Below are 12,386 nucleotides of genomic sequence, written 5' to 3' on the forward strand. Positions count from 1 at the left end.
CTTATTATTCCAGCGAACCGCCAGCTGCTTCGATCGCAGCGCGTGCGCCAGCAGTAGCAGTAATGCCTTTCAGTGCAACCTTGCGGGTAAGTTCACCAGACTTGATGACTTTCGCATAGCGAACCATCTGGCCAACGATGCCAGCCTGTTTCAAAACTTGCACGTCGATTTCTTCGGCGTCAATTTTTTGAATTTCAGACAAGCGAACTTCAGCGTACAGATGACCGTTCAGGGAAGTAAACCCACGTTTAGGCAAGCGACGCTGCAAAGGCATCTGACCGCCTTCAAAGCCTACTTTATGGAAACCGCCTGAACGAGATTTCTGACCTTTGTGACCACGTCCGGCGGTTTTACCCGAACCCGAACCTGGACCACGACCAACACGGCGAGGTGCATGCTTAGCGCCGGCGGCTGGCTTAAGATTATTCAATTGTAATTCTGACATCCCGATTCCTTTCAGGCTTCTGAAACCGTGACCAGATAATCCACTTTACGGATCATCCCACGAATCTCAGGAGTATCAAGCAATACACGGCTGCTGTTAACACGACGAAGACCTAAGCCACGCACTGTGTCGCGGTGATCTTGTTTTGTGCCAATAACAGAACGCACGAGAGTAACTTTAATTTGTTTCTGTGCCATGACTTACCCCAGAATTTCTTCTACTGACTTGCCACGTTTAGCAGCAATTTCAGACGGTGTCGAGCAGGCACGCAAACCATTAATTGTCGCGCGAACCATGTTGTATGGGTTGCTAGAACCCAGGCTCTTGGCGACTACGTTACGTACACCCATTACTTCGAAAATCGCACGCATTGGGCCACCAGCGATAACGCCGGTACCTTCTGCCGCTGGCGAAATTAGAACGGTAGATGCACCGTGCTTGCCAACTACGGAGTGGTATAAGGTGCCATTGTTCAAAGCAACTTTGATCAAACCGCGACGGGCTTGTTCCATAGCTTTCTGTACAGCGACAGGCACTTCACGTGCTTTACCTTTACCCATACCAATACGACCATCACCATCACCAACTACTGCTAGTGAGGCGAAGCTCATGGTACGGCCGCCCTTAACCACTTTACTTACGCGGTTAACCGCGATCATTTTTTCTTTCAGGCCGTCGTCGCGTTCTTGCTCGGGAGCCTGTCTGCCTTGTGCTTTAGCCATTTGATAATTCCTTTATTAGAATTTCAAGCCGGCTTCACGCGCGGCATCAGCCAGCGCTTTCACGCGGCCATGGTAACGAAAGCCTGAGCGATCAAAAGCAACCTGTTCGATACCTGCTGCTTTCGCTTTCTCGGCAACACGCTTGCCAATAAAGGCGGCTGCTTCGACATTGCTGCCAGCGGCCAGTTCTTTGCGTACTTCGGGCTCGAGCGTCGATGCGCTGACGAGCACACGATCTCCCTCGGGGGAGATGATGTTCGCGTAAATATGCGTATTCGAGCGGTGCACCGCAAGGCGGTGTACACGCAACTCGCTGATTTTTCGGCGAGTTGCCACTGCACGACGCATACGGGATTGTTTTTTGTCCATGATTCGTCCTTGCCTGCAGGCTTATTTCTTCTTGGTTTCCTTGAGGATGACGCGCTCGTCGACGTAACGCACACCTTTGCCTTTGTAAGGCTCTGGTGGACGATAGCCACGCACTTCTGCGGCAACCTGACCAACCACCTGCTTGTTAGAGCCCTTAATCACGATCTCAGTCGGAGTAGGACACTCGGCTTTAATGCCTTCAGGTAGTTCGTGCACGATATCGTGCGAAAAACCAAGCTGCAGCTTCAAGGCGGTACCCTGAACCTGAGCACGGAAACCCACGCCAACCAGGCTCAATTTACGCTCAAAACCGGCGCTTACACCAACAACCATGTTGTTGACTAATTGACGCACGGTACCGGACATTGCATTTGCATGACGGCTATCATTCGCCGCAACAAAAGACAACTGACCGTCTTGAAGCTCAATGTTGACATCACCGGTCAGAGACTGAACCAAGGTACCCAATGGGCCCTTAACAGTAATCTGATCAGCAGCAATTGTTGTTTCTACGCCTTTAGGCAAAGAAACGGGGTATTTAGCAATACGTGACATATGAATATTCTCCTTATGCCACGTAGCACAGCACTTCGCCACCAACACCAGCGGCGCGTGCTTTGCGATCGGTCATCACACCACGAGAGGTGGATACGATAGCAACACCCAAGCCGTTCATGACTTGTGGAATGCTGGCGCTGCCTTTGTAAATGCGCAGTCCTGGGCGTGACACACGGTCAATACGCTCAATAACTGGCTGGCCGGCATAGTATTTCAAGGTGATTTCCAAAACTGGTTTGGCTGCTTCGCCAACGATTTGAAAATCTTCAATGTAGCCTTCGTCTTTCAGCACAGCAGCAATTGCTGCTTTCAGCCTCGAGGAGGGCATGCTAACCGATGTTTTGTTGACCATCTGCGCGTTACGCACGCGGGTCAACATATCGGCGATTGGATCGCTCATGCTCATAATGTATTCTCCTACCAGCTGGCCTTAGTCATACCGGGAATCTCGCCGCGCATTGCCATTTCGCGCACTTTATGGCGAGTCAAACCGAACTTCTTGTAGACACCACGTGAGCGCCCAGTAACAGCACAACGGTTGCGCTGACGAGTTGGGTTGGCATTGCGAGGCAGTTGCTGCAATTGCAGACGGGCCTGGTAACGCTCCTCATCGGACTTGGACTGGTCGTCAATAATAGCTTTCAACGCCGCACGCTTAGGGGCAAATTTTTCTGCCAGCTTAGCGCGTTTAATATCGCGGTTGATAAGTGATAATTTAGCCACTTTGTCGCCCCTTAGTTACGAAACGGGAAGCTGAATGCGCCTAACAACGCTTTCGCTTCTTCGTCTGTCTTGGCAGAAGTCGTGATGCTAATATTCAAGCCACGAACTGCGTCGATTTTGTCGTATTCGATCTCGGGGAAAATGATTTGCTCTTTAACCCCCATGTTGTAGTTTCCCTGACCGTCAAACGCACGTCCGGAAACACCTCGGAAGTCACGCACGCGTGGCAGTGCCACAGCGATCAGACGATCCAGGAATTCGTACATACGTTGACCACGCAGAGTTACCATGCAACCGATCGGGTACTGTTCGCGGATTTTAAAACCAGCGATAGCCTTACGAGTTTTGGTAACAACAGGCTTCTGACCAGCAATTTTTGTCATGTCAGAAACAGCGTTGTCGATAACTTTCTTGTCAGCAACGGCTTCAGAAACACCCATGTTCAGAGTGATTTTTGTGATGCGCGGTACTTCCATTACGCTGTCGTAGTTGAATTGTTTTTGCAACTCAGCAACTACTTTTTCGCGATAAAAATCTTGTAAACGTGCCATTGTTATACCCCTTACGCTTTAGCGCCAACAGCTTTGCCGCTAGGCAAAAACACACGTGTTTTCTGGCCATCAATGACCTGAATACCTACGCGGCTGCCTTTACCGGTTTCTGGGTTAAACAAAGCAACGTTGGAGATGTGGATAGGCATCGTTTTATCAACAATACCGCCTTGCGTGCCAGCCATAGGATTAGCTTTCACGTGTTTTTTCACCACATTAATGCCTTCCACGATAACGTGGTCTGCATCGACGCGTTGCAGCACTGTGCCACGGCGTTTTTTATCACGGCCCGTTAGCACGATAACTTCGTCGCCTTTACGAATTTTTTGCATCTTGCGCTCCTTACAGCACTTCAGGAGCCAAGGACACGATCTTCATGAACTTCTCGGTACGCAATTCGCGCGTAACGGGTCCGAAGATGCGAGTACCAATGGGTTCCAGCTTGGCATTGAGCAATACGGCGGCATTGCCACCAAAACGAATCAGCGAACCGTCTTTACGGCGTACACCCTTGGCAGTACGAACTACCACAGCGTTATAAATTTCGCCTTTTTTGACGCGCCCGCGCGGAGCCGCCTCTTTAACAGTGACTTTAATAATGTCACCAATAGCGGCATAACGTCGCTTCGAGCCGCCTAACACTTTAATGCACATTACTTCACGCGCACCTGTGTTGTCGGCCACGTTCAGCGTGGTCTGCATTTGAATCATGATTGTTCCTGTTCCAACTTAATTGCAAAGTCCCGCCACAATGGCTAGGCCGCACAACCAGTTTTGGTCCCGTCAGATTCGGATCCAGCCAGTTCGATACCGTAACCCCGATCTCGAATCTGGTCCGGCAAGCCGAACCCTAGGTTGAAATCTTGCGAGAGACAAAACGTTTATTTACTTTTGATTACCGCAAGTTTTTATGCACTAATTTACTGGCTTATCAGCCCCATAACTAGAAACATTAAACCCTACAGTAAAGTAAGTATTAGATTCTATGCTATGTACATTGATTAAGCAAGATTTTTTAACCTAAGTGTTTATTCCCAGTGAGATTTCAGCTGGAGTGTATCACTCAACCCACTAACCTTAGTCTATCACTACGATAGGCAACACAACCAAGGTCAAATCAAGGCAAAGTAAGTAGCGTTTCCAGCCAAGATTGCTCTGACTCAGCTATAGGAGTCTGTATATAACGCTCAGGTATTTCCCATAGCAATTGTACAGGCCACTCCCCTTGCTCCTGAGACTGTTGCATAAAGGCCTTCATAGGCCCTAGCATACCCGCCCCATCTTCAGCCAGATTAATCACGTTCGTTTTTAAAGCAGTAGATAAAAATCGACCAAAATCGGCTGTACGCGAAAAAGACGTTCCGACCAGAACCACGTCAGCGTGTTGAGGCTCATCGAATAATTGGCTCTCTAGGTCCTCATCAGAAAGTCCATTTTCTTGCAGAGCTGTAAATTGAAAATTCAAGATCTGCTCGGTATCTGCTGGCGGCAGCCATTGCTCAGGCAAGTGCTCCAGATCAGCAAGTCGGATTAAGTCCCCCTTACGCGGCTGACTAGCACCAACTTGTATCGTAGTCTGTAATGTTGCGTTGGGTATCGCCTGGTGGGCTTGCAAGTAATCGCTGACAGCATTCGCCGCATGCCTAGCACCGTGCTGATTCCAATGCGTGTCCAGTCGCCAGTAAGCTGGAGCCACCTTGCTTGCAGCCACTAAAGACGCCGTAGTGTCAATCACGGCCACTGCCTCACTGCTCAGGGCACGGTTCCACTGCTCCAGCCGGGACTCATAAGAGCGTGGTCTAGGTAAGTCGCATAACTGTCCCTTTTCTACACGGCTTTTATCAGGAACCATCACTATGTATAGCTGTACATTATTCTTTCGCAATGTTGTATGTATCTGCTTTACGGCTCGTAGCCGCTGAATGATGTTTTCCTGTGGCTCGCCGCTAACCGCCTGTATCTCTTCCTGTAGGAACAACCAGTCCTCACAGCCGGCCCGCACATTCGGACCGTAACTTCCCATCAATAAATAAGCCCCTTCGCGATGCAGCCTAGCCCAAACCTCAAGACCGGGGGCATCGTTAACTGACTCACTGAATTCGGCCGTCCACTGGCCCGTTAGTAAGCTGTTCGGGGTACCCTTATTCCACCAAGGCGCAAAGTGCCCTTGCCACAAGGCGCCCCCCAATATGCCCAACCCAACAAGCAGCGTACAGATAAAGACCAGCAAATCCCAAGGAATGCTGCCAAGCTGCTTTAACGTAACGAGAGAGCGATCAGGCTGCTGCATCAGTTAAAATTGGAAGTAAAGAAAAGGGACGCTCTGGCGACTAAGCACAAAACCCATCGAGAGCAGAAACAAGAGTACCGGGCCACCATAAAACCATATGCGCTTCAACGTACCCGGTTGCTTGATGTCACTGACCACAGATTCAGGCAGTAACGCTAACATCAAACCTAGGGACAGCGCTAGGCAATGCCAGTACCGCAGTACTGTCAATGTGGTATCACTCAGTTGCCAGCCCGACAAACCTAATTGTGCGCGGTATAAAGTCCATGCGGTAGACCAATCAGGGCTACGAAACACCACCCAAGCCAAGAACACAAACAGTAAGGTACAAAAATGGCCCAGTGTAGCAGGCATGCTTAAGCCCATCCTGCTCCAGAATTTCGCGACGGCCTGAGCCACACCATGAGCCAGTCCCCATAGTAAGAAGTTCAGGCTATCACTACCATGCCATAGCCCGCCTATGGCCATGACTATAATTAGATTGGCATAACCCCGCCAAGGGGCTACACGACTCCCCCCTAGAGGTATATATAAATAATCACGTATCCAAGTAGAAAGAGAGATATGCCAACGGCGCCAAAACTCTTGAATCGATCGTGAGCTATACGGCTGTCGAAAATTTTCGGGAAAGCTAAAGCCCAGCATCAAACCTATACCGATGGCCATCGCGCTATATCCTGCGAAATCAAACAGTAACTGTACGGAGTATGCTAAGCAAGCCAGCCAAGCATCAAAAAACCCAGGTTGTGTGACAGCAAAAAGAGCATCTACCAAGGGGGACAGGGTGTCGGCAATTAATACCTTCATACTAAAGCCCAACATAAAACGCCTTGCTCCTAGGCGCATACCCTGAACACTGAGAGTGCGAGTCAACAAAGCAGACTGCACCCATTCGTAGCGTAATATAGGCCCTGCAATGAGCTGACCAAACATGGCAATGTAAGTCGCAAACAGCCATCCATTACGCTCGGCCTGCTGCTGCCCTCGGTATACATCAATCAAATAGGAAATTGCCTGCAAGACAATAAAAGATAAACCTATGGGCAGCCCTACACGCTCCCATGTCGGAGGCAAATGACCTCGCCATGATAAATAGCTGGCATAAAACTGAAAGCCCAAATTAGCGTACTTATACCAAAACAGTACGCTGGTATTAGCACCTATCAATAAGCTAAGTGTCCAGCCTCGATAGGGCCCGTGCAGATGAAGTCCCCCCACCCAAGTTAGCAGAGTCAAGGCCAACAACAGTAAAGTGAAGGCGGGGCTCCACCAAGCATAAAAAATGTAGCTAAATACTAATAGGACCCCATTCCGCCAGGAACGCGGCACGATTAGATAGCAGAGCAAGAAAAGCGGAAAAAATAAGAATAGAAATTCCGCAGAGGTAAAAACCATGATCTGTGCTTATTTCTGCATGGTGTCCTTGATCCACTGTACCGAACGCTCACCCTCAGCGTTCTGATACAGCAGAATGCTATAACGTTCTCCGGGTTCTAACATGCCCTGAGACGGTACAGGTATAGGCGATGTCTGCTCAGCACACACCACCTCCAAGTTCAGCTCTGCTGGATTAAATTGCCTACGCACCACCTGCCCATAGGCTACGCCCTGTACCAAACGCAAATCGCGGCCCTGAACTTTTACGTCTGCCAACCCACAATCAGGCGCGGCATGATAAAGGCTAACAGAACTACGCTTAGCGCTGAAATCGCTTACCTCATCCAGAAACCGGCTCATGCTCAGTGAACCCTGACTCTCTACGATAGCGACCGTTAAAAAAGCACCTTCAGGCAAACTGTCTTGCAGCAGCAATGATTGCTCACCCGACCGTATCACACCACCCAAAGCCTTCCCCGACGTGACTGTTTGAAAGTCTGAGGCCTGCATCCCCTCTAATACTTGCTCTGCCGCTCCTAAGCTTACTGGTTGGGAGGTCAAGTTTACAAAACGTATATAGGCGCTGGCTTCTCCTGGACCGGTGCTATAAAGCGCAGGAGCTGCCAGAGCAGTTGAGAACATGCCTGCCCACCCCAATAAAAATAAAGCATAAATACGCATGATTATTTCTTTTCTAAATCTATCGTCAGTTGCTGGGCAATCGCTGCCCCCCATTTTGCGTAACCACTGGCGGTAAAGTGCTGTCCATCCGTCGTAGCCCACTCGCCAGGTTTGGAAAGACGCAAAGAATCAATGTACTGACAAGGTGCCACATTATCTTGCAGAAAATCTGAGACTTCCTGGACGCGCTTAAAGGTTTTTTGGTAACGCCCACCTTCTGTGCCCCAGGCTGGGCCAACCCACACACATTGGGTATTGGTACTGGCAATTTCTTTAGTCAGCGTTGTCACGTCTTTCCATGCCCAAGCTTTAGGGAATACGTTTTTGTCGTACCCTGCCATAGCATCCCCCATCACCACAATCACGACATCCGGTTTAATCTGTGAGATTAAACTCGTAATAGGCTTAGTCGCCGTGTCATTGGCCAAAATACTAAGGCGATTTCCCTCAATACGTTCGGCCGCACCACACTTGCCTGGTGTGGCTTTCAGCCAATCACCCGCATTGGTACCACATACCCCAAAAGTATGCACATGCGCCCCCTTTTCCTGCAGAGCCGTGTGCAAAGTATCAATCAAATAGTTGCGATTAGTTAGATGACTATCTCCTATCATTAATATAGTCATCCCAGTTAATACGGTAGCTAGCATAATATTTCGCTCTGAACGGTTTAATAATCTGACTGGATTAACACGCGGCAGCGATGCCCACGCTGCCAAAACAAAAAATTCTTATGCCTTTGCATGAGCGGGCCAAGCCCACCTCGCTCAGGCTATTTAACGTCACGCTACGGACCAACTAAAACCTTCTGTCCGTGCGCCTTAAAACATCGGTTTGTGTAGAAGAGCTCGTCTGTAACTCAGGATCATTGCCCCGATTTATTACCCTACCGACAAAGGGATTAAGCGCAGGCAGCAAGGGATCCGTAACGGGCTGTTTAGGTTGTGGTATGTCAGGGGGCTTTCGTAAAGCCGACACCTTATCTAAAAGTTCCTGTGCCTGTTGCGGTTTATTCTGATCTTGATAAATCTGTGCTGCGGCATTTAAGACCGCGACATCAGTTGGGGCCAATGCCACTGCTTTCCGTACCGCCTGATGAGCGTACTGAAAGTCTCGCTGTTGATTGGCTACGACAGCCGCCCGCAAATAAATCTGCGGCTGATCACTATGTTGTTGCAGTAGTTTTTTATAAATTGCGCTAGCCTTGTCGAGCTCATTGGCGACCGTATACATACCAGCTAAAGCTAGCAAAGCCTCTACATCATTTGGCGTGTCTCTTAATACCGGAGCCAGAACATCATAAGCAGCGGCAAGTTCACCGCGCTCACCCAGTGCTTCAGCTTGCCGGACAGTCTGCCGTCTGCTGAGCGCCTGCCAACTCTGCAACTGCGGTGCTTCAAGTGTGCTGCTATCGATACTACGCAATATACTGGCAGCCTCCACGTCCTGATGAGTCCGCAGTAACACATCCACATAAGCAAGCTTCATGTCTACGTCTGGGCTGTTGCTACGTCCCAGCTCTTTACGCAATAGCGTAACCGAATAGGCGGGATCACCTACTTGTGCGTACGCGGTAGCCACCAGAGCTGCCAGCACGGGCACGTCCTCGACTTGCTTTGCCAGCGCCTCTAGCAACAAAGCGCTTTCTTCTTGCTTACCTTGCAAAGCAAGCGTTTTAGCATGATCAATCTGTAACCTCATCTGCGCCTCGGACTGGAAAGCGCGCATATCGTAAGTCAATAAATCGGTTGGAATTCTACTTAGGTAAGTAGACACGCTTGGCCAATCATTTCGCTGCCTCGCAAAAGTGGCTTGCATATATAAAGCGTCTGCATTGAGCGGCTCACGCTGCAAGATGGCTTGCAAAATCTCTTCTGCTTTAGCGTCCTCACCCGCCAAATGACGAACCTGAGCCAACTCTATGCCTAGCCAAGAACTGTCGGGCTCAAGTAGCAGAGCCTGCTCCAAAGTACGGGCAGCCAAAGCCAGATCGCCCCGCTTACGCTGCTCTATCGCTAGGTCGGCGACATACAGGCTTTGTAAGTTGCTCTTGCCCCCTACCGCGGCCAACTGCTCAGGACTTAATGTGTTGACATAAGCATCGGCCTGTTCGGCACGACCTGCATATTTATATACCTGCACTAGCCCTAGCAAAGCATCTGAGCTTTCAGGCTTTTGTGCTAATACAGCCCGATAACGCTGCTCAGCAAGCGTGTAGTCCTGTTGACGCAGAGCTGCGCTGGCAAGACCCAGCTTAGCCGCCACTTCTTGCGGCTGTAAGGGCTGAGCTTGCTGAAAAAGAGCCTCAGCCTGCTTAGTCTCGCCATTGGCCAATGCTCGATTGGCCTGACCAATTAGATTCCAATACTGGGCAGAGGCATACGCTGCACGCCAGTTGCTCGGTTGAGCCTTGTACGCCTGCCCAAGCAGACTCAAGGCTTCTTGTAAACGCCCTTCCCGCATACGTATAACACCCAAAGTCCCCTTGGCCGCTATATAACTAGGCTGTTTTTGCAATATGGTTTGTAGCTTGGCTTCAGCCTGCGTCAGCTCTTCCTTATCCATCAAATCATTTATCTCACGCATCGCATCTGCATAAGGATCAACCACCGCAGGACTGGGGGCTGCAGCACGCTGAGCAGCCAGCCTTTGTGCAGCCGCCGCCTTCTGGCGCTGCTGTATCAACTCAGTCTGCGCAGCATATTGCGCCTTGATCTCTTCATCATCGGGATGGCGACTCAGATAGGACTCGAACAAAGGGCGATATTTCAGATCAGGTGGAGAACCTAGCCAACTCAACGAATCTCGCCAACTTTCCCCTGCGTCACTCCCTATATCCGCCCTAGCCGACAATTGCTCCAACATTTTTATACCCTCAGTTCGAGTACTAGACTGGCGCGCCAAATGTCGAGCTAAACGCAAGGCAATACGAGGGTCATCGGGAGAGGCTGCACTCAAGCGTCTCAATCCCTGAATCGCCTCCTCCATGCCTGCCTGATCCTGGTAGCCCAAATAAGAGTAATACTCCATACCCACTTCACCTTCAGGAGTATGTCCATCCAAAGCTTCGCGGTATAAGGGTAAGGCTACGTCTATATCCCCTTCAGCAGCGTTACGCCGCGCCTGCTCCAAGGCCGCTTTATTGGCTGGCTGACTTAACAGCATGGCCTGCTCCAAAAGCGCCACTCTCTGACTATTAGGTGCTAGGCGTTTTAAATGATCCAGATAGGATTGTGCCGCTGCCCTTCGCTGTTGCTGTATGGCTGCCTGAGCCAAAGAATATAACGCCTCTTGATGATCAGGCTCTATTTGTAGCAACTTATCCCAAGCTTCACCGGCGCGCTGATAATCGCCGCGCTCTTGCCAGTATTTACCTTGCTCCTGTAATACGGAAACGCCTGAGTTTTGCGCGTACGCTACAGTGGTAAAAATAAGCGCCAGCCACAAGGCCCTTAATAGTTGCTTGTTCATTCGCACGTACTTTGCCACTTGAGTCGTAATTGACCATCTGGTGCGAAACGATAATAGCCCTCTGCCCACCCCAAACCAAACAGGCTTAGCATGACATCGTAATAAGGTGGTTGACGTTCAATGGTACGCGTAGGCTGCATGGCAGCCCGCCACTCAACCTGCACGCGTTCACGCTGCCAAGCAGCCTGATCGCTCATATTTAAGGCGATGAAATAAGGCAACAAAGCAGCAGAAAAGCCAAAAGGGCCTTCGCCTTGGGCAGCCCCAGTTTGTGTGTTTACCTGCTCTGGGGGAATGACACGATATTCGCTTTGCATTAACTTTGCCATTCCTGACAAGGCCTGTAGGGCCGGCTGGGCCAATGGATCAGCGTGGTCCGTCATCCCCGCCCACAGGTAGGTACGTATCGCATCATAGCTACCCACAGGACCTTTTTGCTGATCCACGGTAAATAAGTAACGTCCATCCTGCTGCTGATAATAATTCCAATCTGCTGCCAAACCTTTAGGTGCAGCCTGCTGCATGAAACGCACGCTGTTTTCCGCCAGAGACTTCCAAGCCGGCGCTGGCGTTGCCTTGGATAGGCGGCGCAACACAGGTACCGGCAAATAGCTCAGATTCAGTTGCCAACTTGTTTCGGACTTCACAAAACTATCTTTACCAGGCAATAGCATAGCACCCAGTTCAGGTAATTCCACCACTTCCTGCTCTTGGATCAGTGCCAGCAACGCTTGGCCCGCTTGTTCATATTTGGGCTCATCCCACAAACGCCCCGCTTCCAGCAAGGTATAGGCAAACCAGACATCCGCATCGGAAGCCGAGTTCGCATCCAGCACCTCCCATTTAGCTTTATCGCTAAGCCCCCATATCCAAGCGGGTAAACGCTGCGACATATCGCCACCAGCTAGGTTGTCTACGCTCCAACGCCACATGCTCTCGAAAGCAGGCCTATCATTCGCTACTAAGGCAAAAAACATGCCGTACGACTGCCCTTCTGATGAGCTATGCTGTAAATCTGTACTGCCGTCTAAAACGCGTCCGCTGTCCTGCAGATAGTGCTTCTTAAACCCCTGCCAAAGGGGCCAGTCCACACCGGCACATACCTGGGCTCTGGCCACAGGGTTCAAAAACAGACTCAATAAGAAACATAGTAGCCAGCTTTTCAGACTCATCACTACCTCTATAATTTACTCGCTAAC

16 protein-coding genes are annotated in these 12,386 nt (G+C 50.2%); all 16 read right to left on the reverse strand.

What is annotated here, in order from left to right; genetic code table 11:
- Window positions 1–4: 4 nt before the first annotated feature.
- Window positions 5–445, reverse strand: a complete 441-nt coding sequence (gene rplO, locus OSH01_RS13700) for a 50S ribosomal protein L15 (RefSeq protein WP_266124678.1) — start codon at window positions 443–445, stop codon at window positions 5–7.
- A gap of 11 nt (window positions 446–456) precedes the next feature.
- Window positions 457–642 carry a 50S ribosomal protein L30 gene (gene rpmD, locus OSH01_RS13705; protein WP_266124679.1) on the reverse strand — a complete coding sequence of 62 codons (186 nt, stop codon included), beginning with the start codon at window positions 640–642 and terminating at the stop codon, window positions 457–459.
- Between the two features lie 3 nt (window positions 643–645).
- Window positions 646–1,167, reverse strand: a complete 522-nt coding sequence (rpsE, locus tag OSH01_RS13710) for a 30S ribosomal protein S5 (protein ID WP_266124680.1) — start codon at window positions 1,165–1,167, stop codon at window positions 646–648.
- 15 nt (window positions 1,168–1,182) lie between these two features.
- Window positions 1,183–1,536, reverse strand: a complete 354-nt coding sequence (gene rplR, locus OSH01_RS13715; RefSeq protein WP_266124681.1) for a 50S ribosomal protein L18 — start codon at window positions 1,534–1,536, stop codon at window positions 1,183–1,185.
- 21 nt (window positions 1,537–1,557) lie between these two features.
- A complete protein-coding gene (rplF, locus tag OSH01_RS13720; RefSeq protein WP_266124682.1) occupies window positions 1,558–2,091 on the reverse strand; it encodes a 50S ribosomal protein L6 in 534 nt (177 codons plus the stop codon).
- A gap of 13 nt (window positions 2,092–2,104) precedes the next feature.
- Window positions 2,105–2,500: a 30S ribosomal protein S8 gene (gene rpsH / locus OSH01_RS13725; RefSeq protein WP_266124683.1), complete on the reverse strand. Its 396-nt coding sequence runs from the start codon at window positions 2,498–2,500 to the stop codon at window positions 2,105–2,107.
- An 11-nt stretch (window positions 2,501–2,511) separates the two neighbouring features.
- Window positions 2,512–2,817, reverse strand: a complete 306-nt coding sequence (gene rpsN / locus OSH01_RS13730; RefSeq protein WP_266124684.1) for a 30S ribosomal protein S14 — start codon at window positions 2,815–2,817, stop codon at window positions 2,512–2,514.
- Between the two features lie 11 nt (window positions 2,818–2,828).
- A complete protein-coding gene (gene rplE, locus OSH01_RS13735) occupies window positions 2,829–3,368 on the reverse strand; it encodes a 50S ribosomal protein L5 (protein WP_266124685.1) in 540 nt (179 codons plus the stop codon).
- Window positions 3,369–3,379: 11 nt separating this feature from the next.
- Complete coding sequence (gene rplX / locus OSH01_RS13740; protein ID WP_266124686.1) at window positions 3,380–3,700, reverse strand: 50S ribosomal protein L24; 321 nt, start codon at window positions 3,698–3,700, stop codon at window positions 3,380–3,382.
- Window positions 3,701–3,710: 10 nt separating this feature from the next.
- Window positions 3,711–4,079, reverse strand: a complete 369-nt coding sequence (gene rplN / locus OSH01_RS13745) for a 50S ribosomal protein L14 (protein WP_266124687.1) — start codon at window positions 4,077–4,079, stop codon at window positions 3,711–3,713.
- Window positions 4,080–4,485: 406 nt separating this feature from the next.
- The gene (locus OSH01_RS13750; protein WP_266124688.1) at window positions 4,486–5,658 is read right to left on the reverse strand and encodes an alginate O-acetyltransferase AlgX-related protein; all 1,173 of its coding nucleotides are present in this window, start codon (window positions 5,656–5,658) and stop codon (window positions 4,486–4,488) included.
- A gap of 3 nt (window positions 5,659–5,661) precedes the next feature.
- On the reverse strand, window positions 5,662–6,894 hold the full coding sequence (locus OSH01_RS13755; RefSeq protein WP_266124689.1) for an MBOAT family O-acyltransferase: 1,233 nt from the start codon (window positions 6,892–6,894) through the stop codon (window positions 5,662–5,664).
- Between the two features lie 168 nt (window positions 6,895–7,062).
- The gene (locus tag OSH01_RS13760) at window positions 7,063–7,716 is read right to left on the reverse strand and encodes a hypothetical protein (RefSeq protein ID WP_266124690.1); all 654 of its coding nucleotides are present in this window, start codon (window positions 7,714–7,716) and stop codon (window positions 7,063–7,065) included.
- A gap of 2 nt (window positions 7,717–7,718) precedes the next feature.
- The gene (locus tag OSH01_RS13765) at window positions 7,719–8,342 is read right to left on the reverse strand and encodes an SGNH/GDSL hydrolase family protein (RefSeq protein ID WP_266124691.1); all 624 of its coding nucleotides are present in this window, start codon (window positions 8,340–8,342) and stop codon (window positions 7,719–7,721) included.
- A gap of 172 nt (window positions 8,343–8,514) precedes the next feature.
- A complete protein-coding gene (locus OSH01_RS13770; RefSeq protein WP_266124692.1) occupies window positions 8,515–11,187 on the reverse strand; it encodes a tetratricopeptide repeat protein in 2,673 nt (890 codons plus the stop codon).
- Window positions 11,184–12,359, reverse strand: a complete 1,176-nt coding sequence (gene bcsZ / locus OSH01_RS13775) for a cellulose synthase complex periplasmic endoglucanase BcsZ (protein WP_266124693.1) — start codon at window positions 12,357–12,359, stop codon at window positions 11,184–11,186. The genes OSH01_RS13770 and bcsZ overlap by 4 nt, the downstream gene beginning before the upstream one ends.
- Window positions 12,360–12,386 lie beyond the last annotated feature (27 nt).

This window comes from Alcaligenes endophyticus, assembly GCF_026344035.1.
In the GTDB taxonomy this organism is placed as follows: Bacteria; Pseudomonadota; Gammaproteobacteria; order Burkholderiales; family Burkholderiaceae_B; genus Alcaligenes; species Alcaligenes endophyticus.